We start from the raw sequence: 21,874 nt of genomic DNA on the forward strand, positions 1-21,874 counted from the left end.
ATGAACTTCCAGGACTACTTCGACCTGACCCAGCTCTACGCCCGCTACGCCCAGGCAGTGAGCTCCGGCCAATGGGAACTCTGGCCGGAATTCTTCACGGACGACTGCAGCTACCGCCTGCAGCCGCGCGAGAACCACGAACGCGGCTTTCCGCTCGCGACGCTGTCGTTCGAGAGCAAGGGCATGCTGAAGGACCGCGTCTACGGCATCCGCGAGACCCTGTTCCACGACCCCTACTACCAGCGCCACGTCGTCGGCACGCCGCTCGTGCTGAAGGCCGAAGCGGACCGCTTCGAGTGCGAGGCCAACTACGCGGTGTTCCGCACCAAGCTCTCGGAACTCTCGAGCGTGTTCAGCGTAGGCCGCACCATCGATGTGGTCGTGCGCACCGCCGAGGGGCTGAAGTTCGCCTCGCGCCAGGTCATCTACGACAGCGAGATGATCCCCAACTCCGTCATCTATCCCCTCTGAGGCCAGCCATGAGCGATTTCCAATGGACCGATGCCGCACCCGTCGACGAGGTGCCCATCGACGATGTCGTCGGCATGCAGGTCGGCGGGCGCGACATCGCGCTGTACAACGTGGACGGCCAGATCTACGCGACCGACAACGTGTGCACCCACGGCCATGCGCGCCTGTGCGATGGCTTCCTCGAAGGACACGAGATCGAGTGTCCGCTGCACCAGGGCAAGTTCGACGTGCGCGACGGAAAGCCGACCTGCGCGCCGGTGACCGAGGCAATCCGCTCGTATCCCGTGAAGATCGATGCGGGCCGGGTGTTTCTCTCGCTCGGTTGAAGCCATGAGCCGCCGGGCCGCTCCCAAGGCGAATACCGCAGCGCGCAGCGCGGAGGTTGCCGCCCTATGAGCATCGAAACCATCGCCATCGTGGGCGCCGGCCAGGCCGGCGGCTGGGCCGCGCAGACGCTGCGCAGCGAGGGTTTCGCGGGCCGCATCATTCTGATCGGCGACGAGCCCCATCGCCCCTACGAACGCCCGCCGCTGTCCAAGGCGGTGCTCTCCGGGGACGCCCATGCGGACACGACCCAGCTGCTGAAGCCGGAAGCCTTCGATGCGCTCGGCATCGATTGGCGGCCGAACGTCGGCGCGACCTTCATCGACCGCGCGGCGAAGCAACTCCACCTGACGCAGGGAGCGCAGGTTTCATACGACAAGCTGATTCTCTGCAACGGCGGCCGGGCACGCCGCCTGAATATTCCAGGTGCCGATCTGCCTGGCGTCTTCAGCCTGCGCAGCATCGAGGATGCGGCGGCACTCGGTGCCGCGCTGTCTTCCGGCAAGCGGCTGCTCGTTGCCGGGGGCGGCTGGATCGGGCTCGAGGTGGCCGCGACGGCCCGGACGAAGGGCCTGGACGTGACCGTCGTTGAAGCGATGGGCCGGCTGTGCGAGCGCACCGTGCCACCGGAAATTTCCGGCTACCTGCTGCAGCTCCACGCCGCCCATGGCGTCGATGTCCGGCTCGGCACCGGCATCGAACGCCTGGCGCAGAACGCGCGAGGCGGCCTCACGGCCTCGCTCGGCGATGGGCGCGCGCTCGACTGCGACGCGGTCCTCGTCGGTATCGGCCTGGTCCCCAACGACGAGCTCGCACGCGAGGCGGGTCTGGCGTGCGAGGGTGGCGTGCTGGTCGATTCGCAATGCCGCTCGTCCGATCCCGACATCCTGGCCGCGGGCGACGTGGCCACATGGCATTGCGAATGGGCGGGCCGGCGGATGCGGCTCGAATCGTGGCAGAACGCCCAGGAACAAGGGATCGCCGCCGCGCGCGCCGCGCTCGGTATCGCGGTGAACCATCAGCCGCTGCCCTGGTTCTGGTCGGACCAGTACGGCGTCAACCTGCAGATCTTCGGCATGCCCACGCCCGCGCACCGCGTGGTGTTGCGCGGCGACCGAAGCGCCAACAGCTTCGTGATGTTCTTCCTCGACGCCGACAAGGTCGTTGCGGCGCTGGGCCCCAACGCCGCGCGCGACCTGCGCCTTGCGCGGCGCCTGATCGAGCGCCGCACCAGCGTCGACGCGGCGCAGCTCGTCGACCTCCAGGTGCCGCTCGCCAAGCTTTGAGACAGCGGTTGCGGGACCTTTGCCAAGCGATCGAGCTTGTCAAAGCACGAGCCCGCCTGCGGGTCACTGGGACTTGAATTCTTCCGCTGCAATGCCGAGCTTGCGTAGCTTGTCGTGCAGCGTCTGCCGCGCGATGGCGAGCGCGGCGGCCGTGGCCGGCTGGTCGCCCTGGTGCTTGCGTAGCGCCTCGACGATCACCGCGCGCTCGAAGGATTCGACCTGCTGCGGCAGCGCGCGCGGCAGGGCTGGCGAGCCCTCGCCGGTGCCGCGCGTCTGCGTCAGGCGCTCGCCGAGCAGGCCCAGCACGAAGCGGTCGGCCACGTTGCGCAGCTCGCGCACGTTGCCCGGCCATGCGTAAGCCATCAGGTCGGCCAGCTGGGCATTGGTGGGCAGCGGTGCCGCACGCTCGTAGCGGCTCGCGGCCAGCAGCGAGAAGTGCTCGAACAGCAGCGGAATGTCTTCGCGCCGCTCGCGCAGCGGCGGCAGCTCGATGAAGGCGACGCCCAGCCGGTAGTACAGGTCGGCCCTGAACTTCTGGCGGTCACTCATCTCCTTCAGGTCGTCCTTGCTTGCCGCCACCACGCGGCAGTCGAAGGGAATGGCCTTGTTGGAGCCGATGCGCTCGATGCTGCGCTCCTGCAGCGCGCGCAAAAGCTTGATCTGCACGGCCATCGGCATGCTCTCGATCTCGTCGAGAAAGAGCGTGCCGCCGTTGGCGTACTCGAACTTGCCCACGCGCACGCGGTTGGCGCTGGTGAAGGCGCCGGCCTCGTGGCCGAACAGCTCGCTCTCGGCCAGCGCCTCGGGCAAGCCGCCGCAGTTGAGCGGAACGAAATGCTGGCGGCGGCGCTCGCTGTGGTCGTGCAGGCAGCGCGCGACGAGTTCCTTGCCGGTGCCGGTCTCGCCGTAGATCAGCACGTCGGCCGAGGTCTCGGCCAGCGTCATCACGGTGCGGCGCACCAGCTGCATCTGGGCCGAGCGGCCGATCAGCACCGACTGGATGCCGTGCCAGTTTTCCAGCGCATCGCGCAGCGCGCGCACCTGCAGCGACAGCTGCCGGCGCTCGACGGCGTGGCGCACGATGGCCACCAGCCGCTCGGAGCTGAAGGGTTTCTCGATGAAGTCGTAGGCGCCTTCGCGCATGGCCTGCACCGCCATCGCGATATGGCCGTGGCCGGTGACCAGGATCACGGGCAGCTCAGTGTCGATGCCGTGCAGTTCGGGCAGCCATTCGGCGCCGCTCAGGCCCGGCAGGCGCACGTCGCAGATCACGATGGCCGGCACGCCGAAGTTGATGTGGCCGCGTGCGCGCTCGACGTTCGCGAAGGCTTCGACCTCGAAACCGGCCAGGGTCAGCACCTGGGTCGTGCTGAGGCGGACGTCTTCGTCGTCCTCGACCAGCATCACCCGGATGGCAGGGGCTTCGCTCACTTGTTGATCACTCCTGTGGGGGTGGAAATAAGAATGGCCTGGACGGCGGCCGGCAGGTCGGCGACGAACGAGGCGCCGCCTTGCGGAAGGTTGGCCGCATGCAGCGTGCCGTCCATGGCCCGCACCAATTGTGCCGAGATCGCGAGCCCGAGCCCGAGGCCGGTGCCCGCCGGCTTGCTGGAGACGAAGGGCTCGAACAGGCGCGGCAGGATGTCGGGTGGAATGCCAGGGCCGGTGTCGCTCACGCGCAGGATCACCCTGCCCTCTTGCGGCCGCGCCTCGAGCCGCAGCGTGCGCCGGGGCGAGGCCTGCATGGCGTCGATGGCATTGCGCATCAGGTTGACGAGCACGCTGCCCAGCGCGGCCTCTTCGGCCATGGCGCTCAGGTTTGGGGGCTGCACGTCGACCTCGACGGCAACACCGTTCTTCTTCGTGGCCTCGGCCACGATGGCCTGCGCGTCGGCCACGGCGCGCGCCATCGGCACCGCCGCGAGCGGAAGTTCGCTCTTGTGCGCGAAGGTCTTGAGTTGCGAGGTCAGGCGCGCCAGGCGGTCGACCATGCCCCGGATGCGCTGCAGGTTGCCGCGCACGTCGTCGAATCGATTCTTGTCGAGCAGGATGGCGGCGCTCTCCGAGAGCGTGCGCATCGCGGTGAGCGGCTGGTTCAGTTCGTGTGCCACGCCGGCCGACATCTGGCCCAGTGCCGCCATCTTGCCTGCATGCACCAGCTCGCCCTGGGCAGCGCGCAGCTGCGCGGTGCGCGCCACCACGGTCGACTCGAGGGTGTCGTGCGCGGCCTGCAGCGCAGCCTGGTTGGCCAGCTTCTGCCGCACGGCGCGGCGGCGCTGCCACAGCGCGACGGCGATCAGCAGCAGCACCGCCATGGCGAGGCTCGCGGTGATGGCGGCATTGCGCGCGGCCACGCGCACCGGCGCCAGGCCGTCGAGCGCCATCAGCTGCCATGGCGCGCCGCGCAGCGAGCGCGTGGAGGCCAGCTGGTCGACGCCGTCGAGCGCGATGATCCTTGCGTCGCGCGCCAGCGTCTCCTTCAGCGTCCACTGCAGCGGCTGCAGGCCGGCCTCGCCGTAGGGGCGCGAGCGCTGCACCTCGGCCCGCTGCGAAACGTCGAGCGGCAGCATCGGCCGGAACTTCAGGTCTTCGCGGGTGGAGAGGATCACCACGCCGCGCTGGTCGACCAGCGCCACGTCGCCCGGCAGCTTGCGCCAGGCGCGTTCGGTCTCCTCCAGGTTGACTTTGACGGCCACCACGCCGCGCGTGGGCTGGCCGCGGCGCAAGGCGTACGAGAGGTAGTAGCCTGGCTTGCGGCTGGTGATGCCGACGCCGTAGAAGCGGCCCCTGCCCTGCCCCAGCGCATCGATCACGTAGGGCCGGAACGACAGGTCCTGGCCGACAGTGGTGCCGGGCCGGTTCCAGTCGGAAGCCGCGAGCGAGGTGCCGGTGGCGTCCAGCACATAGAGCATCTCGGCGCCCGCGGTGGCGTTCACGCCGTCGAGGTAGCGGTTGACCGCATCGCGCAGCGGCGCATCCGAGGGCGCACCGAGCAGCGCGGGGACGATGGGCGTCATCTCCAGCAGCGCGGGCAAATACTCGAAACGGGCCAGGTCGGCATCGAGCCCCGTGGCGAGCATGTCGAGCCGGTGGTCGGCCGCCTCGCGCAGCCGCGCGAGGCCGTTCTGCATGGCGAAGTGATGGCCGGCGAAGGCGGCCGCGGCCACCAGCGCCAGTGCGCCGCACCAGCGCAGCAGGCCGCGCCATCGCCTGGAGCGTTGAGAAGGCAGATCGAAGCGCCGGGCCGGCTCCCGTGAAATCATGAACCCGTTATTGCACAAGGCCGTGAACGCCGCATCAGTGGCTGCCCGGTGGCGTGCGTCCTGCAACATTTCGTTCAGAGTAGGCGTCCAGTCAGGCATGGCGCAGTTCGCCGGCCCTGCCGCGAATGACCCGACAGGAGAACACGGTGCGGGCCATGATCGCCGGCGAGGGTCATCGCTTCGCCGGTCCGCCCTGCTTCAGGGCTTCGGACATGCCGATCAGCACGCCGCTCACCAGCGTGGCATAGCTGTCAAGCATCGCCTGCGAGGCGCGCAGGCTCAGCGCACGGCCATCGCGCAGGTTCTTGTGCGTGTCTTCCATGAGCTGTTCGAGCGCCACGGTGGCGCGCGCGCCGGTGCCGGTGCCCTTGCCCTGCATGGCCTGGAAGACTCCACGCCAAGGGCCGTCGGCCGGCGCCGCCTTGCGCACCGCGGCCAACAGCGTGTCTTCCATCTTCTCGACGTCGGCGAGCGCTTTCTTGAGCTGCGTCTCGCGCAGGCTCACGCCCTGGTCGACCAGCTGCTGCAGCGCACGCTGGTTGGCCAGCACCGCCTGCTCCAGCGCGCCGTCCATGCCGGCGAAGGCCTTGGCCAGCAGCGCCTCCACGTCTGGCGCGGGCAGCTTGCTGCCCTCCGCGCCGGCCGAGGCTGCCTTGGTGACCGTGCCCAGCACCTGCCGGATATTCGCGAGCGTGAGCTCGCGGCCCTGCAGCGCCTTGAGCGTGGCCTCGTGCACGGCACGGCGGATGGTTTCGCCCTGCCTGGCGGAGGCGTCGGTGAACTTGTTGATCAGCGCGGCCTGATCGATGCCATTTTTGAGAATCATGATCGTGCGTTCATTGCATGTGCTGGCCGCCATTGATGGCGATGTTGGCGCCCGTCACGAACGCCGCCTCTTCCGAGGCGAGGTAGATGATCAGGCCCGCCACTTCCTCGGGCTTGCCGAGACGGCCCACGGGGATGTGCGGCAGGATCTTGCTGTCGAGCACTTCCTTCGGGATGGCCGTGACCATCTTCGTGCCGATGTAGCCGGGCGAGATGGTGTTGACCGTCACGCCCTTCTTCGCTACCTCCAGCGCCAGCGCCTTGGTGAAGCCGTGCACGCCGGCCTTGGCGGCCGAGTAGTTGGTCTGGCCGAACGCGCCCTTCGAGCCGTTCACCGACGACACATTGATGATGCGGCCCCAGCCCCGGTCCACCATGCCGTCGGCCACCTGCTTGCTCATGTTGAACAGGCTGTCGAGGTTGGTGCGCAGCACGGCGTTCCAGTTGATCTGGTCCATCTTCTTGAAGGTCATGTCGCGCGTGATGCCGGCGTTGTTGACCAGCACATCGACCGGACCCAGGGCCTCCTGCACCTGGCTCACGGCGCGCGCGCAGGAGTCGTAGTCGGCCACGTCGCAGGGCACGGCCAGGATCTCGTAGCCGCGCTGCGCCATCTGCGCCACCCAGTCCGCATGCGACTTGTTGCCCGGCGAATAGGTCACCGCGAGCTTGTAGCCCGCATCGACCATCTTGGTGGAGATCGTCTCGCCCAAGCCGCCCATGCCGCCGGTGACCAGGACCACGTGTTGCTGCTTGCTTTCGCTCATCTGCTTTCTCCTTGGTGCGTTGTGTGACAAAGAAAATCGGTCAGGCGCGTTCAACCGCGAGCGCCACGCCCATGCCGCCGCCGATGCACAGCGAGGCCAGGCCCTTGTTGGCGCCGCGGCGGCGCATCTCGTGCAGCAGCGTCACCAGCACGCGGCAGCCCGAAGCGCCGATGGGGTGGCCGATGGCGATGGCGCCGCCGTTCACGTTGATGCGGCTCGTGTCCCATTCCATCTCGCGGTTGACCGCGCAGGCCTGCGCCGCGAAGGCTTCGTTGATCTCCATCAGGTCGAGGTCCTGCGCCTTCCAGCCCGCCTTCTTCAGTGCCAGCTGCGAAGCGGGCACCGGGCCCATGCCCATGAGCGACGGGTCCAGGCCCGCGCTCGCATAGGCGCGGATCACGGCCAGCGGTTGCAGGCCGAGCGCGGCGGCGCGAGAGGCCGACATCACCAGCACCGCGGCCGCGCCGTCGTTCAGGCCCGAGGCGTTGCCGGCGGTCACCGAGCCGGCCTTGTCGAAGGCCGGGCGCAGGCTGGCGAGTGCATCGGCACTGGTCTTGCGGTTCACGAACTCGTCGGCCGAGAACACGACCGGGTCGCCCTTCTTCTGCGCAATGCTGAAGGGCAGGATTTCGTCATTGAAACGCCCCGCGTCCTGCGCGGCCGCGGCCTTCTGCTGCGAGGCGAGCGCCAGCGCGTCCTGCATCTCGCGCGTGATGCCGTACTTCTTGGCCACGTTCTCGGCCGTGGTGCCCATGTGGTACTGGTTGTAGACGTCCCACAGGCCGTCCACGATCATCGTGTCGACCAGCTTCCAGTCGCCCATGCGCTGGCCGTTGCGCGAGTTGGGCAGCACGTGCGGCGCGGCGCTCATGTTCTCCTGGCCGCCGGCCACCACGATCTCGGCATCGCCGCACTTCACGGCCTGCGCCGCGAGCATCACGGCTTTCAGGCCCGAGCCGCAGACCTTGTTGATGGTGAGGCCCGGCACGCCGATCGGCAGGCCGGCCTTGATGACCGTCTGCCGAGCCGGGTTCTGGCCCGCGCCGGCCGCAAGCACCTGGCCCATGATGACCTCGGACACCGCATCGCCCGGCACGCCGGCCTTTTCGAGCAGCCCCTTCACCACATGCGCGCCCAGCTCCGGCGCAGGCGTGCCGGCCAGCGCGCCGCCGAATTTGCCGACCGCCGTGCGTTGCGCGGCCACGATCACGATATCGTCTGACATGAGAATCTCCTTGAGGTTGGTGCGAAAGAAGGTCGAGTCATTGCCCTTGGCTGCTCAATGCAGCTTGACGTGGGGTTCGGTGCGCCGCGTGATGAGGCGCGCGAGCGTGTCGAGCGAGACCTTGACGACGCCGTGCAGCGCCAGCTCGTGCATCTTGTAGAGCGACACGTACATGAGCCGCGCGAAGCGGCCTTCGATCATCAGGCTGCCGCCGCCCCGCCCGCCCATCATGTTGCCGACGGTGCTGAATTCGCCCAGCGACACCAGAGAGCCGAAGTCGCGGTAGCGGTAGGGCTCGAGCGTCTTTCCGCCCAGGCGGCGGCGGATCTGCGCCGCGACGTGCGAGGCCTGCTGGTGCGCCGCCTGCGCGCGCGGCGGCACCAGGCCGCCCTTGCCGCCGTTGGCCTCGGGCCAGTCGCAGGCCGCGCAGTCGCCGATGGCGAAGATGTGCTCATCGCGCGTGGTCTGCAAGGTCGGCAGCACCTCGAGCTGGTTGCTGCGGTTGGTCTCCAGCCCCGCGATGTCCTTCATGAAATCGGCCGCCTTCACGCCCGCCGCCCACACCACCAGCTCGGCCGGCAATACGCGGCCATCGGCCAGCCGCACGCCCTCGGGCAGCACCTCGGCCACCTTGGCCGAGGTGTGCACGTCCACGCCCAGCTTGCGCAGCAGCGCTTCGGTGGCGGCCGACATGCGCGCAGGCAATGCGGGCAGCACGCGATCGGCGGCTTCGATCACGCTGACCTGGATGTCCTTCTCGGCATCGACGCGGTCCAGCCCGTAGGCCACCACTTCGCGCGTGGTGCGATGCAGCTCGGCCGCCAACTCCACGCCCGTGGCGCCCGCGCCGATGATCGCCACATGCAGCTGCTCGGGCCGCAGCGGCGTGGCCTGCGCATGCGCGCGGATGCAGGCGTTGACCATGCGCTGGTGAAAGCGCTGCGCATCCGTCTTCGATTCGAGCCGCAGCGCATGCTCGCGCACGCCGGGCGTGCCGAAGTCGTTGCTGAGGCTGCCGATGGCGACCACCAGCGTGTCGTAGCCGAAGGCGCGTTCGGGCGTGACCAGCCGGCCTTCGTCGTCAAGATACGGCGCGACCTGCACCTCGCGCCGCTCGCGGTCGATGCCGGTGAGCTCGCCGAGCCGGAAGCGGAAGCCGTGCCAGTGCGCCTGCGCGAGGTAGTCGACCTCGTGCGCGCTCATGTCCATGCTGCCGGAGGCAATCTCGTGCAGCTTGGGCTTCCACACATGGGTGCGGTGCTTGTCGACCAGCGTGATGTCCGCCATGCCGCGTTTGCCCAGGGTGTCGCCGAGCCGCGTGGCCAGCTCCAGGCCACCGGCACCGCCGCCGACGACGACGACGCGGTGCTTCGATTCAGGGGTGCTCATGGGGCGGCGGTGCGGGGTGGACTCGGCGGACTCGCTCAGCGGCCCGAACCCGCGGGCACGTGCGCCTCGGTGGCATCGAGCACGCGTTCGGGCTCGTCGGCTTCTGCCGCGCTTTCCTGGTTCAGGTGCTGGTGCATGCGCACGGTGTCCAGGTCACCGGTCCACTTGGCCACCACCAGCGTGGCCACGCCGTTGCCGATCAGGTTGGTGAGCGCGCGGGCTTCCGACATGAAACGATCGATGCCCAGGATCAGCGCCAGGCCGGCCACCGGCACGTGCCCCACGGCCGACAGCGTGGCCGCCAGCACGATGAAGCCGCTGCCCGTGACGCCTGCCGCGCCCTTCGAGGTGAGCAGCAGCACGGCCAGCAGCGTGAATTGCTGGGTGAGCGTCATGTCGGTGTTGGTCGCCTGCGCGATGAACACCGCCGCCATCGTCAGGTAGATCGAGGTGCCGTCGAGGTTGAACGAGTAGCCCGTGGGCACCACCAGGCCGACCACCGACTTCTTCGCGCCCAGGTTCTCCAGCTTGGCCATCATGCGCGGCAGCACCGATTCGCTCGACGACGTGCCCAGCACGATCAGCAGCTCTTCCTTGATGTACTTGATGAACTTCCAGATGCTGAAGCCGTGGAACCGCGCGATCCCTCCCAGCACCACGAAGATGAACAGCAGGCAGGTCAGGTAGAACGTGGCCATCAGCTGGCCCAGCTGCAGCAGCGAGCTCACGCCGTACTTGCCGATGGTGAAGGCCATCGCGCCGAAGGCGCCGATGGGTGCGACCTTCATGATGTAGCCCACGATCACGAACAGCACGTGCGAGCCCTTCTCGATCACGTCGAACACCAGCGTGCCGCGCCCGCCGAACTTGTGCAGCGCAAAGCCGAACATCACCGCGATCAGCAGCACCTGCAGGATCTCGCCCTTGGCGAAGGCATCGACCACCGTGTTCGGGATCACGTTGAGCAGGAAGTCGGTGGTGCTCTGCATCTTTCCGGGACCGGTGTAGGCCGCGATGCCCTTGGTGTCGAGCTGGCTCACGTCGACGTTCATGCCGGCGCCGGGCCGCACGATGTTGATGATGACGAGGCCCACCACCAGCGCGATGCTGCTCACGATCTCGAAGTACAACAGCGCCAGGCCACCGGTCTTGCCGACCTTCTTCATGTCTTCCATGCCGGCGATGCCGACCACCACCGTGCAGAAGATGATCGGCGCGATGATCATCTTGATGAGCTTGATGAAGCCGTCGCCCAGCGGCTTCATCGACGCGCCGGTGTCGGGATAGAAATGCCCCAGCAGCACCCCGAGCACGATGGCGGTGATGACCTGGAAGTAGAGCGATTTGTAAAAGGGCTTGGGTGTGACGGATGGTTGGTCCACGGGAATCTCCTGGAAAATTTCAGACGCCGGCGGCATGCGCCCGCCGGTCTTGGGCAAGGTCATGGCCGCACCCTCGTCAGGCCGCGTTGCGGTGCGAGTTGGCATCGACCACCGCCAGCGCCGTCATGTTGACGATGCGGCGTACCGTGGACGACGGCGTGAGGATGTGCACCGAGCGCGCCGCGCCCAGCAGGATGCCGCCCACCGTGATGCCGCTGCCGGCCGCCATGCGCAGCAGGTTGTACGAGATGTTGGCCGCATCGACGTTGGGCATGACGAGCACGTTGGCTTCGGTCTGGAGCGCCGAGTCCGGAAACTCGTGGTCGAGGATGGTCTTCGACAGCGCCGCGTCGCCGCGCATCTCGCCTTCCACCGCGAGCTGCGGATCGGCCGCCTTGATGAGCGCGAGCGCCTCGCGCATCTTCACGGCCGAGGCCGCGTCCGAGCCGCCGAAGTTCGAGTGCGACAAGAGCGCCACGCTCGGCGTCACGCCGAAGCGGCGCACCTCCTCGGCCGCGAGCAGCGCGATCTCGGCGATCTGCGCCGCGTCGGGGTCGCGGTTGACGTGCGTGTCGCAGATGAAGAGCTGGCGCCCCGGCAGCATCAGCATCTGCATGGCGGCCATGGTCTTGGTGCCCGCGCGCAGGCCGATCACGTCGCGCACATGGCGCAGGTGGTCGCCGTAGCCGCCCAGCGTGCCGCACAGCATGGCGTCGGCGCGTCCCTGGCGCACCAGCATGGCCGCGAGCAGCGTGCCGCGGCTGCGCATCTCGGTCTGCGCCACCAGGCGCGAGACGCCCTCGCGGCGCTTGAGCTGGTAGTAGGCCTCGGCCGCGTCGCCGTGCACGGCCGGATCGAGCAGGTCGACCACTTCGCAGTCGGTGCCCAGCGAAAGGCGCAGGCCGTACTGCGCGATGCGCTCGGCAATCACCTCGGGGCGGCCCAGCAGCAGCGGACGCGCCAGGCCTTCATCGACCACCACCTGCGCGGCGCGCAGCACGCGCTCATCCTCGCCCTCGGCGTAGACCACGCGCTTGGGCGACTGCTTGGCGGCGGCGAACAGCGGCTGCATGCTGCTGCCCGACTGGTAGACGAACTGCGACAGGCGCTGGCGGTAGGCCTTCATGTCGGCGATCGGCCGCGTCGCCACGCCGCTGTCGACCGCGGCCTGTGCCACCGCGGGCGCAACCGCCTCGATCAGGCGCGGGTCGAAGGGCTTGGGGATCAGGTAGTCGCGGCCGAAGCGCAGGCCGACGGCGCCATAGGCCTGCGCCACCACCTCGGGAATCTCGGCATGCGCGAGTTCGGCGATGGCGCGCACCGCGGCGAGCTTCATCTCCTCGTTGATCGTGGTCGCGCCCACGTCGAGCGCGCCGCGGAAGATGAACGGGAAACACAGCACGTTGTTGACCTGGTTCGGATAGTCCGACCGGCCGGTGCCCAGGATCGCATCGGGGCGCACGGCCAGCGCGTCCTCCGGCAGGATCTCCGGTGCCGGGTTGGCCATGGCAAGGATGATCGGATCGCGCGCCATCTCCTTGACCATCTCGGGCTTGAGCACGCCGCCGGCCGAGAGGCCGAGGAAGATGTCCGCGCCGGCTATCACGTCGGCCAGCTTGCGCGCCGAGGTGTCCTGCGCATAGCGGGCCTTGTTCGGGTCCATCTGCTCCTTGCGGCCGGTGTAGACCACGCCCGCGCTGTCGGACACGTGGATGTTCTTCATCGGCAGGCCCAGGCTCACGATCAAATCGAGGCAGGCCAGCGCCGCCGCGCCGGCGCCCGAGGCCACCAGCTTCACTTCGCGGATGTCCTTCTTCACATGCCGCAGCGCATTGAGGATGGCGGCGGCCGCGACGATGGCGGTGCCGTGCTGGTCGTCGTGGAACACCGGGATCTTCATGCGTTCGCGCAGCTTCTTCTCGATGTAGAAGCACTCGGGCGCCTTGATGTCCTCCAGGTTGATGCCGCCGAAGGTGGGCTCCATGCGCGCGATGGTGTCGATCAGCGCGTCGGGGTCGTTCTCGTCGAGCTCGATGTCGAACACGTCGATGCCGGCGAACTTCTTGAACAGGCAGGCCTTGCCTTCCATCACCGGTTTGCCGGCCAGCGCACCGATGTTGCCCAGGCCCAGCACGGCCGTGCCGTTGGTGATGACGGCCACGAGGTTCGCGCGCGAGGTGAGGTTCATCGCCTCGGCCGGGTCGCGCACGATTTCCATGCAGGCCTCGGCCACGCCGGGCGAGTAGGCGAGCGCGAGGTCGCGCTGCGTGGCCATCGGCTTGGTCGGGTTCACCGAGATCTTGCCGGGCGTGGGGAAGCGGTGGTAGTCGAGGGCGGCTTCGCGCAGTTTGTCGTCGGACATGGTGTCTCCGTGGAATGTCAAAGAGGGGCCGTGGGCGTACCCGCACCGGCCAGCCAGTGCCGCAGGCCGTACAGCAGCGCCGCGGGCTGGTCGGCGTGCACCCAGTGGCCGGCGTCGGCGATGCGCTCGGTCTGCGCGTGCGGGAACAGCGCGCGGATGCCCGCGAGCGACGAAGGCGGCACGTAGGCGGACTCCGCGCCGTGGACAAAGAGCGCCGGGCCGTCGTAGCGCGCGTCGCGCAGCGCGTCGGGAAAGCCGCAGAGCTCGTGCATGCACAGCCCGGTGGCGAGCAGGTTGAGCCGCCAGTCGAAGCGGTCGTGCTGCCGGCGCAGGTTCTGCATCACGAAGTCGACCGGGGCCTCCGCGCCGAGACTGTCGGCCAGCGCCTGATGGATCTCGCGGCGGCTGGCCGCACTGGCCGCGTCGAAGCTGCGCATGGTCGACACGTACGACGAGAACTGGTCGGCGTAGCTCTCGGGAGCGATGTCGATCACCGCCACGCCGCCGATGGCCAGCGGGTGCGACAGCGCGAGGGCCATCGCCGTCTTGCCGCCCATGCTGTGGCCGATCACGAACGGCCGCTGCAGCTGCTCGCGCGCGATCAGCGCCAGCACGTCGTCCGCCATCTCGGCGTACGACATGGACTCGGCCCAGGGCGAGGCGCCATGGTTGCGGGCATCGGGCAGGTAGACGCGGTGGTCCGCGGCCAGCACCTGCGCAACCTGCGTCCAGTTGCGCCCCGCGCCGAACAGGCCGTGCAGGATCACCACCGGGGGCCCCGATCCCAGCGCCTCGAAAGCCAGTGCGAGCGGCATGGCGGCGCCTACTTCTTCTTCACCGGGGGCAGGTCGGTGCAATGCCCTTCGAAGACCTCGGCCGCCATGCCGATGGATTCGCCGAGCGTCGGATGCGGGTGGATGGTCTTTCCGATGTCGGCGGGCTCGCAGCCCATCTCGATAGCCAGGCACAGCTCGCTGATCAGGTCGCCCGCATGCGTGCCGACGATGCCGCCACCGACGATGCGATGCGTGGCCTCGTCGAACAGCAGCTTGGTGAAGCCCTCGTCGCGCCCGTTGGCAATGGCGCGGCCCGATGCGGCCCAGGGGAACACCGCCTTGCCGACCTTCAGGCCTTCGGCCTTGCACTGCTCCTCGGTCTTGCCGGCCCAGGCCACCTCGGGGTCGGTATAGGCCACCGAGGGGATCTGCCGCGCGTCGAAGTACGACGCCTCGCCGTGCGCCACTTCGGCCGCCACGTGCGCTTCATGCACGGCCTTGTGCGCGAGCATCGGCTGACCGACGATGTCGCCGATGGCGAAGATGTGCGGCACATTGGTGCGCATCTGCTTGTCGACTTCGATGAAGCCGCGGTCGGTGACGGCCACGCCGGCCTTGTCGGCGCCGATCTTCTTGCCGTTCGGGCTGCGGCCCACGGCCACGAGCACGAGGTCGTAGACCTGCGGCCCCTTCGGTGCCTTCTCGCCCTCGAAGCTCACTTCGATGCCGGCCTGGGTGGCTTTGGCACCGACCGTCTTGGTCTTCAGCATGACGTTGTCGAAGCGCGGCGCGTTGAACTTCTCCCATACCTTCACGAGGTCGCGGTCGGCGCCCTGCATGAGGCCATCGAGCATCTCGACCACGTCGATGCGCGTGCCCAGCGTCGAGTACACCGTGGCCATCTCCAGGCCGATGATGCCGCCGCCGACGACCAGCATGCGCTTGGGAATGCTCTTGAGCAGCAGCGCGCCGGTGGAGTCGACGACGCGCTCGTCCTCGGGCATGAAGGGCAGCTTCACGGCCTGCGAGCCCGCGGCGATGATGGCCTTGGCGAACTTCACCACCTTCTTCGCACCGCCCTCGCCCGCCACCTCGACGTGGTGCGCATCGAGGAAGCTGCCGACGCCGGTGACCACCTCGACCTTGCGCGCCTTCGCCATGCCCGTGAGGCCGCCGGTGAGCTTCTTGATGACGCCGTCCTTGAAGCCGCGCAGCGCGTCGATGTCGACTTCGGGCGCGGTGTACTTGATGCCGTGCCTGGCGAGCAGCTTCACCTCGTCCATCACGCCGGCCGTGTGCAGCAGTGCCTTCGACGGGATGCAGCCGACGTTGAGGCACACACCGCCGAGCGTGGCGTAGCGTTCGACCAGCACGGTCTTCATGCCGAGGTCCGCGCTGCGGAAGGCGGCCGAGTAGCCGCCGGGGCCGGCGCCGAGCACGAGCACTTCGCACTCCAGATCTACTTTGCCGGCGTAGCCGGCCGCTTCACTCCCTCTCCCGCCTGCGGGAGAGGGCTGGGGTGAGGGTGGGGCCGTTGCCCTCACCCCCGGCCCCTCTCCCGCAGGCGGGAGAGGGGAGGCAGCGGCAGCCGTTTCGATGACCAGGATCACCGAGCCTTCGCTCACCTTGTCGCCGAGCGCGACCTTCAGCTCCTTCACGGTCCCCGCATGGCTAGACGGAATCTCCATCGAAGCCTTGTCCGACTCCACCATGATCAACCCGGTGTCGACCGCAATCACCTCGCCCGGCTTGGCCAGCAGTTCGATGACCGCGACATCCTTGAATTCGCCGATGTCCGGGACCTTGACTTCCACCATGTGTGCCATTTGGGGGCTTCCTTCAGAACAGCACGCGCCGCAGATCGGCGAGCACGTTGGCGAAATGGACGTTGAAGCGCGCGGCGGCAGCGCCGTCGATCACACGGTGGTCCCACGACAGCGAGAGCGGCAGCGTGAGGCGCGAGGCGTAGGTCTTGCCGTCGGAAGAGTGCTGCTTCCAGTAGCTCTTGCAGACGCCCATGATGGCGACCTCGGGCGCGTTGATGATCGGCGTGAAGTAGATGCCGCCGATGCCGCCCAGCGAGCTGATGGTGAAGGTGCCGCCCGACATCTGGTCGGGCTTGAGCTTGCCCTCGCGCGCGAGCTTGGCGAGCTCGCCCATCTCCTTCGCGATGTCGGGCACGGTCTTCTGGTCGACGTCGCGGATCACCGGCACCATGAGCCCGTTGGGCGTGTCGGCCGCGAAGCCGATGTGCCAGTAGTTCTTGAGCACCAGCGCGTCGCCGTCGAGGCTGGCGTTGAATTCGGGAAACTTCTTCAGCGCGGCCACGGCCGCCTTCATCATGAAAGGCAGCATGCTGATCTTCACGCCCGACTTCTCCAGCTCCTTGTTCATCTGCAAGCGGAACTGTTCGAGGTCGGTGATGTCGGCCTCGTCGTGCGTCGTCACATGCGGAATGACGACCCAGTTGCGGTGCAGGTTGGCGGCGCTGATCTTCTTGATGCGGGGCAGTTCCCGGCGTTCGGTCGGGCCGAACTTGGCGAAGTCGACCTTGGGCCAGGGCAGCAGGTCGATGCCGCCGACGCCACCGCCTGCAGGGGCGGCGGCAGCCTTGCCGACGGCCGGTGCAGCAGATGCACCGCCCCCCTTCGCGAAGGCCTCGACGTCCGCACGCACGATGCGCCCGTGGTCGCCGGTGCCCTTGACCTTGCCGAGGTCCACGCCGAGTTCGCGTGCGAGCTTGCGCACGGCAGGACCGGCGTAGGCGAGTGCAAAGCCCGCTTCGACCTCCGCATTGCCGGCAGGCAGCGCCACCGCCGCGGCTTCACTCCCTCTCCCGCTCGCGGGAGAGGGCTGGGGTGAGGGTGCGGCCCCCACCACGGGCGCATCGCCCGTAGAAAGCGACAGAATCACCGACCCTTCACTGACCTTGTCCCCGATCTTGATGCCGATGGCCGTCACCACGCCCGACAGCGGCGCGGGCACGTCCATCGTGGCCTTGTCCGATTCGAGCGAGACGATCGGGTCCTCGGCCTTCACCGTGTCGCCGACCTTCACGAAGATCTCGATGACCGGCACGTCCTTGAAGTCGCCGATGTCGGGCACGCGCACCTCGGCCACGCCGGCCGGCGCGCTGGTGGCCGACGGCGCGGCGCTCACGCTGGGCTTGGCGGCTTCGGCCGGTGCGGCCGCGGCAGCACCGATCTCCGCCTTGAACGTCATGATGACGCTGCCTTCACTGACCTTGTCGCCCAGCTTCACGGCGATGGACTCCACCACGCCACCGCGCGGCGCGGGCACGTCCATCGTCGCCTTGTCGGACTCGAGCGAAACCAGCGGGTCCTCGGCCTTCACCGTGTCGCCCGGCTTCACGAAGATCTCGATGACCGGCACATCGCTGAAGTCGCCGATGTCCGGAACCTGGATGTCGATTGCGTTGCTCATGCTATGCCTTGCCTCAGACGGTCCAGGGGGCGGCGCGCTCGGCATCGAGCCCATACTTCTCGATGGCCTCGGCCACCACGGCGTGCTTGATCACGCCGTCGTCGGCCAGCGCCTTGAGCGCGGCCACGGCCACGTGCCAGCGGTCGACCTCGAAGAAGCGGCGCAGCTTGCGGCGGTAGTCGCTGCGGCCGAACCCGTCGGTGCCCAGCACGGTGTAGCGCCGGCCCGCGGCCTGCACGTACTCGCGCACCTGGTCGGCGTAGTTGCGCATGTAGTCGGTGGCCGCGATGACCGGGCCGTCGTGGCCTTCGAGGCACTGCTCGACATGGCTCTTGCGCGCGGGCTCGGTCGGATGCAGCCGGCTCCAGCGCTCGGCGACCATGCCGTCGCGGCGCAGTTCGTTGTAGCTGGTGGCGCTCCACACGTCGGCGGCAATGCCGAAGTCGGCCTTCAGCAGCTCGGCCGCGAACATCACTTCGCGCAGGATGGTGCCGCTGCCCATCAGCTGCACGCGGTGGCCTTTCTTCGGGGTCTTGCCGCCGTCGCTGAGCTGGTAGAGCCCCTTGAGAATGCCCGCCTCGCTGCCCTCGGGCATGCCGGGGTGGGCGTAGTTCTCGTTCATGAGGGTGATGTAGTAATACACATCTTCCTGCTCGGCGTACATGCGGCGCATGCCATCGCGCACGATGGCCACCACCTCGTAGGCAAAGGTCGGGTCGTACGAAACGCAGTTGGGAATGGTGCCGGCCAGGATGTGGCTGTGGCCGTCCTCGTGCTGCAGGCCTTCGCCGTTGAGCGTGGTGCGCCCCGCGGTGCCGCCCAGCAGGAAGCCGCGCGCGCGCATGTCGCCGGCCAGCCAGGCCAGGTCGCCCACGCGCTGCAGGCCGAACATCGAGTAGTAGATGTAGAACGGGATCATCGGCACGTTGTTGGTGCTGTACGAGGTGGCCGCGACGATCCAGCTGGACATCGCGCCGCCCTCGTTGATGCCTTCCTGCAGCACCTGCCCGTCCTTCGACTCGCGGTAGTACATGAGCTGGTCGGCGTCCTGCGGCTTGTAGAGCTGGCCCAGCGAGGACCAGATGCCGAGCTGGCGGAACATGCCTTCCATGCCGAAGGTGCGCGACTCGTCGGGCACGATGGGCACCACGTGCTTGCCGATCTGCTTGTCGCGCACCAGCGTGCCGAGCATCTGCACGAAGGCCATGGTGGTGGAGATTTCGCGCTCGCCGGTGTCCTTGAGCAGGCGCTCGAAGGTGGCCAGCGGCGGAATCTCGAGCGCGGTCGACTTGCGGCGGCGCTGCGGCAGGTAGCCGCCGAGCGCGGCGCGGCGCTCGCGCAGGTACTTCATCTCGGGGCTGTCTTCGGCCAGCCGGATGAAGGGCACATTGGGCAGCTCTTCGTCCGACACCGGGATCTGGAAGCGATCGCGGAAACCGCGCAGCGCGTCCTGCGTCATCTTCTTGGCCTGGTGCGCGATCATCTGGCCTTCGCCCGATTCGCCCATGCCGTAGCCCTTCACGGTTTTCGGCAGGATCAGCGTGGGCTGGCCCTTGTGCTTGACGGCCGCGGCATAGGCGGCGAACACCTTCTCGGGGTCGTGGCCGCCGCGCGTGAGGCCCCAGATCTCGTCGTCGCTCATGCCGGCGACCAGCGCGCGGGTCTCGTCGTACTTGCCGAAGAAATGCTCGCGCACGTAGGCGCCGCTCTTGCTCTTGAAGTCCTGGTACTCGCCGTCCACGCACTCTTCCATGCGCTGCAGCAGCTTGCCGCTCTTGTCTTTGGCGAGCAGCTGGTCCCAGCCGCTGCCCCAGAGCACCTTGATGACGTTCCATCCGGCCCCGCGGAATACGCTCTCGAGCTCCTGCACGATCTTGCCGTTGCCGCGCACCGGGCCGTCCAGGCGCTGCAGGTTGCAGTTGATGACGAACACGAGGTTGTCCAGGCTCTCGCGGCCCGCGAGCGAGATGGCGCCCAGCGATTCGGGCTCGTCCATTTCGCCGTCGCCCATGAAGGCCCAGACCTTGCGCGGCGCCGTGTCGGCGAGGCCCCGGCCATGCAGGTACTTGAGAAAGCGCGCCTGGTAGATCGCCATCAGCGGGCCCAGGCCCATCGACACGGTGGGGAACTGCCAGAAGTCGGGCATGAGCCACGGATGCGGGTACGACGGGATGCCGTTGCCCTCGGACTCCTGGCGGTAGTTGAGCAGCTGCTGCTCGCTCAGGCGCCCTTCGAGGAAAGCGCGCGCATAGATGCCGGGCGAGCTGTGGCCCTGGATGAAGAGCAGGTCGCCGCCGTGGGTGTCGGTGGCCGCATGCCAGAAATGGCCGAAGCCGATGTCGTAGAGCGTGGCCGCCGACTGGAAGCTCGCGATGTGGCCGCCGAGTTCGGACGAGTCCTTGTTGGCGCGCAGGATGATCGCCATCGCGTTCCAGCGGATGATCGAGCGCAGGCGGTGCTCGATCTCGCGGTTGCCGGGAGACTTTTCTTCCTTCTCGGGCGGGATGGTGTTCTTGTAGGCCGTGTTCAGCGAGCGGGGCACGTACACGCCCTCGCGGCGGCCCTCGTCGACGAGGCGATTCAGCAGAAAGTTGGCGCGCTCGCTGCCGCGGTGTTGTTGAACCGCGCCGAACGCGTCCACCCACTCGCCGGTTTCCGTGGGGTCAAGATCACCCATGGTGCTCATCGGTTTGTCTCCTGTGTCATGGCCGGGACCTGCATCGGGCGATGCGGCCGGCCTTGGTACAGAGCAATCGATGTGCCACGCGGCGCGTGGCGCGCAAGGCACGCTAAGTCGTTGATTTCATGGGGAACGAGGCAAGCATGAAACGGATGGTCTGCCGACGATCCGGATGCGCGGCGATGAGGCCGTCCGAATCGCCGGACCGGTGATTGGGGTGAACCCTGACGCTACTTCAAAGCAGCGCCGCCCCGTGCGAGGTACTGCGCCGACAGGCGGGCGAACTGGCCGCCATCGGTGCTGATGGAGGTCTGGACGGACCCGCCCGCACTGAAGACGATCGCGAAGGCATAGGTGTCGCCGTACTCCTGGGCGTTGCGCAGCATGTAGTCGACATGGTTGTCGCGATAGTGCAGATCGGTGCCGCCCGGCGTGGCGGACGGCACGCCCATCGGCGTCTGCCACCACAGGATCGGCAGCCCGTTGCCCAGCGCCGCGCGGTAGTCCGAGATCTGGCGCTGGGACTCGTGGAAGTTCGGGCTGGCGACGTTGCTTTCGTCCCAGTAGAACGGGCCGCTTCGCCCCGTGCATTCCGCGGGCGGCGATGCAACTTCCCTGCAGCCCGCGTCGCGGTCGGTGGTCTGGGCGACGATGAAGTCCGCCTGCTGCGCCCCCACGGAACGCATCTGCGCGCCGACCTCGGCAGCGGTGCCGTTCCAGAACGCGGGCGGGAATCCCAGCAGCGCCTTGGGCGCGATCTGCCTGCCCATCTGCACCAGGCACTGGCCCAGGCCGGCGGCGGTGTTCGGCAAGCCGCTGCATTCGGACTGGCTGTTCACCAGGGCCACCACCCGCGTCGCGTCGCGAGACGGCGCCTGCGCCGCGACGAAGCCCCAGAAGTCCGGCTCCAGATTGACCAGGACGGGCGTGCCGAGGGCTGCAATGCGCTGGTACATCAGCCGCACCTGCGCCCAGTAGCTGTTCATGAAGGTCGCGTCGTTGAGGATGCTCAAGTTGCCCTCGCCGCTCGTTGCCATCTGGTAGAGCGTGAACATCGGGACCGCGCCGTAAGCCTGGATGTCCTGCGCGGTGTAGGTGATGTACGCACCTTCCGGGCTGTTCCAGGTGGGCCAGGCGCCTGCGCCAACGCCTACGAGGTAGGTGTCGACGATGTCGGGGTGGATGTCCTGGCTTTTCATCTGCGCGAGGGGGTTGCCCGCGCCGAGTCCGAGCAGCACCCGCGCGGGCTTGCCGAGCCTGGTCGCCAACGCGGTGGTCGCCGGGGTGGGTGAAACGCCTCCACCCGTGCCGCCCGTGCCACTTGTGCCACCCGTACCGCCGCCGCTTTGGCCATCGCCACCCTGGCTGCCGCCAGTACTGCCCTGGCTGGCGCTGTTGCTGCCGGCCAGGCCGATCGGCGCGGCCAAGCCGCCCCCTTGACTACCGCCACCGCCACCGCCACCGCAGCCGAACAGGAACGCCGAAAGCATCAGTGCGGAAACGCATCGCCGGGAAAACATGATCATGAAAAAACTATTTGAGATTGAAGGGGAATCAGACGCCGCGGCACCGGGTGCACGATTCATACCCACGCCCCCTGCCCGGAAAGGAGCGCATGAATCAACGCGGAAAGTGACATGAAGCGTCGCTTCGGGGATCGACCTGCGACAGCCATGGCCG

16 protein-coding genes are annotated in these 21,874 nt (G+C 68.1%); 3 read left to right on the forward strand and 13 right to left on the reverse strand.

Features of this window, described 5'->3' with window-relative positions; translation table 11 throughout:
- The 3 genes from QFZ47_RS00110 to QFZ47_RS00120 all read left to right on the forward strand — a co-directional run bounded on the left by QFZ47_RS00110 (window position 1) and on the right by QFZ47_RS00120 (window position 2,081).
- The gene (locus tag QFZ47_RS00110) at window positions 1-471 is read left to right on the forward strand and encodes an aromatic-ring-hydroxylating dioxygenase subunit beta (RefSeq protein ID WP_307653682.1); all 471 of its coding nucleotides are present in this window, start codon (window positions 1-3) and stop codon (window positions 469-471) included.
- 8 nt (window positions 472-479) lie between these two features.
- Window positions 480-797, forward strand: coding sequence for a non-heme iron oxygenase ferredoxin subunit (locus QFZ47_RS00115; protein WP_307653683.1), 318 nt, complete (start codon window positions 480-482; stop codon window positions 795-797).
- A gap of 66 nt (window positions 798-863) precedes the next feature.
- Window positions 864-2,081: an NAD(P)/FAD-dependent oxidoreductase gene (locus QFZ47_RS00120; RefSeq protein WP_307653684.1), complete on the forward strand. Its 1,218-nt coding sequence runs from the start codon at window positions 864-866 to the stop codon at window positions 2,079-2,081.
- A 63-nt stretch (window positions 2,082-2,144) separates the two neighbouring features.
- On the opposite strand, the gene QFZ47_RS00125 is transcribed toward QFZ47_RS00120, so the two are convergent.
- From QFZ47_RS00125 to QFZ47_RS00185, 13 genes are all read right to left on the reverse strand, one after another.
- Complete coding sequence (locus tag QFZ47_RS00125; protein WP_307653685.1) at window positions 2,145-3,512, reverse strand: sigma-54-dependent transcriptional regulator; 1,368 nt, start codon at window positions 3,510-3,512, stop codon at window positions 2,145-2,147.
- Window positions 3,509-5,344 (reverse strand): sensor histidine kinase, encoded by a 1,836-nt coding sequence (locus QFZ47_RS00130; protein ID WP_307653686.1) that lies wholly within the window; start codon window positions 5,342-5,344, stop codon window positions 3,509-3,511. The genes QFZ47_RS00125 and QFZ47_RS00130 overlap by 4 nt, the downstream gene beginning before the upstream one ends.
- Window positions 5,345-5,516: 172 nt before the next feature.
- Entirely contained in the window at window positions 5,517-6,170 is a 654-nt protein-coding gene (locus QFZ47_RS00135) for a DUF6781 family protein (protein ID WP_307653687.1), read from the reverse strand.
- A 10-nt stretch (window positions 6,171-6,180) separates the two neighbouring features.
- Window positions 6,181-6,936: an acetoacetyl-CoA reductase gene (phbB, locus tag QFZ47_RS00140; protein ID WP_307653688.1), complete on the reverse strand. Its 756-nt coding sequence runs from the start codon at window positions 6,934-6,936 to the stop codon at window positions 6,181-6,183.
- A gap of 40 nt (window positions 6,937-6,976) precedes the next feature.
- The gene (locus tag QFZ47_RS00145) at window positions 6,977-8,161 is read right to left on the reverse strand and encodes an acetyl-CoA C-acetyltransferase (RefSeq protein WP_307653689.1); all 1,185 of its coding nucleotides are present in this window, start codon (window positions 8,159-8,161) and stop codon (window positions 6,977-6,979) included.
- 54 nt (window positions 8,162-8,215) lie between these two features.
- Entirely contained in the window at window positions 8,216-9,550 is a 1,335-nt protein-coding gene (locus QFZ47_RS00150; RefSeq protein WP_307653690.1) for an NAD(P)/FAD-dependent oxidoreductase, read from the reverse strand.
- A gap of 35 nt (window positions 9,551-9,585) precedes the next feature.
- Window positions 9,586-10,968, reverse strand: coding sequence for a dicarboxylate/amino acid:cation symporter (locus QFZ47_RS00155; RefSeq protein WP_307654344.1), 1,383 nt, complete (start codon window positions 10,966-10,968; stop codon window positions 9,586-9,588).
- 40 nt (window positions 10,969-11,008) lie between these two features.
- Entirely contained in the window at window positions 11,009-13,294 is a 2,286-nt protein-coding gene (locus QFZ47_RS00160) for an NADP-dependent malic enzyme (protein ID WP_307653691.1), read from the reverse strand.
- Between the two features lie 17 nt (window positions 13,295-13,311).
- Entirely contained in the window at window positions 13,312-14,109 is a 798-nt protein-coding gene (locus QFZ47_RS00165; RefSeq protein WP_307653692.1) for an alpha/beta fold hydrolase, read from the reverse strand.
- Between the two features lie 8 nt (window positions 14,110-14,117).
- Window positions 14,118-15,896, reverse strand: a complete 1,779-nt coding sequence (gene lpdA, locus QFZ47_RS00170; protein WP_307653693.1) for a dihydrolipoyl dehydrogenase — start codon at window positions 15,894-15,896, stop codon at window positions 14,118-14,120.
- Window positions 15,897-15,909: 13 nt separating this feature from the next.
- The gene (locus QFZ47_RS00175; protein ID WP_307653694.1) at window positions 15,910-17,514 is read right to left on the reverse strand and encodes a dihydrolipoyllysine-residue acetyltransferase; all 1,605 of its coding nucleotides are present in this window, start codon (window positions 17,512-17,514) and stop codon (window positions 15,910-15,912) included.
- Window positions 17,515-17,527: 13 nt separating this feature from the next.
- Window positions 17,528-20,200 (reverse strand): pyruvate dehydrogenase (acetyl-transferring), homodimeric type, encoded by a 2,673-nt coding sequence (gene aceE / locus QFZ47_RS00180; RefSeq protein WP_307653695.1) that lies wholly within the window; start codon window positions 20,198-20,200, stop codon window positions 17,528-17,530.
- Window positions 20,201-20,424: 224 nt separating this feature from the next.
- Complete coding sequence (locus tag QFZ47_RS00185) at window positions 20,425-21,720, reverse strand: hypothetical protein (RefSeq protein WP_307653696.1); 1,296 nt, start codon at window positions 21,718-21,720, stop codon at window positions 20,425-20,427.
- Window positions 21,721-21,874: the final 154 nt, after the last annotated feature.

It is taken from the genome of Variovorax paradoxus (assembly GCF_030815975.1).
Lineage (GTDB): Bacteria > Pseudomonadota > Gammaproteobacteria > Burkholderiales > Burkholderiaceae_C > Variovorax > Variovorax paradoxus_N.

Excerpts from the sequence above, each read along its gene's own strand:
- QFZ47_RS00185 (WP_307653696.1), bottom strand. The coding sequence starts at position 21,720 with ATGATCATGTTTTCCCGGCGATGCGTTTCCGCACTGATGCTTTCGGCG.
- QFZ47_RS00145 (WP_307653689.1), bottom strand. The coding sequence starts at position 8,161 with ATGTCAGACGATATCGTGATCGTGGCCGCGCAACGCACGGCGGTCGGC.
- lpdA (WP_307653693.1), bottom strand. The coding sequence starts at position 15,896 with ATGGCACACATGGTGGAAGTCAAGGTCCCGGACATCGGCGAATTCAAG.
- QFZ47_RS00110 (WP_307653682.1), top strand. The coding sequence starts at position 1 with ATGAACTTCCAGGACTACTTCGACCTGACCCAGCTCTACGCCCGCTAC.
- QFZ47_RS00120 (WP_307653684.1), top strand. The coding sequence starts at position 864 with ATGAGCATCGAAACCATCGCCATCGTGGGCGCCGGCCAGGCCGGCGGC.
- aceE (WP_307653695.1), bottom strand. The coding sequence starts at position 20,200 with ATGAGCACCATGGGTGATCTTGACCCCACGGAAACCGGCGAGTGGGTG.
- QFZ47_RS00160 (WP_307653691.1), bottom strand. The coding sequence starts at position 13,294 with ATGTCCGACGACAAACTGCGCGAAGCCGCCCTCGACTACCACCGCTTC.
- QFZ47_RS00150 (WP_307653690.1), bottom strand. The coding sequence starts at position 9,550 with ATGAGCACCCCTGAATCGAAGCACCGCGTCGTCGTCGTCGGCGGCGGT.
- QFZ47_RS00155 (WP_307654344.1), bottom strand. The coding sequence starts at position 10,968 with ATGCCGCCGGCGTCTGAAATTTTCCAGGAGATTCCCGTGGACCAACCA.
- QFZ47_RS00165 (WP_307653692.1), bottom strand. The coding sequence starts at position 14,109 with ATGCCGCTCGCACTGGCTTTCGAGGCGCTGGGATCGGGGCCCCCGGTG.
- QFZ47_RS00135 (WP_307653687.1), bottom strand. The coding sequence starts at position 6,170 with ATGATTCTCAAAAATGGCATCGATCAGGCCGCGCTGATCAACAAGTTC.
- QFZ47_RS00175 (WP_307653694.1), bottom strand. The coding sequence starts at position 17,514 with ATGAGCAACGCAATCGACATCCAGGTTCCGGACATCGGCGACTTCAGC.
- QFZ47_RS00130 (WP_307653686.1), bottom strand. The coding sequence starts at position 5,344 with ATGATTTCACGGGAGCCGGCCCGGCGCTTCGATCTGCCTTCTCAACGC.
- phbB (WP_307653688.1), bottom strand. The coding sequence starts at position 6,936 with ATGAGCGAAAGCAAGCAGCAACACGTGGTCCTGGTCACCGGCGGCATG.
- QFZ47_RS00115 (WP_307653683.1), top strand. The coding sequence starts at position 480 with ATGAGCGATTTCCAATGGACCGATGCCGCACCCGTCGACGAGGTGCCC.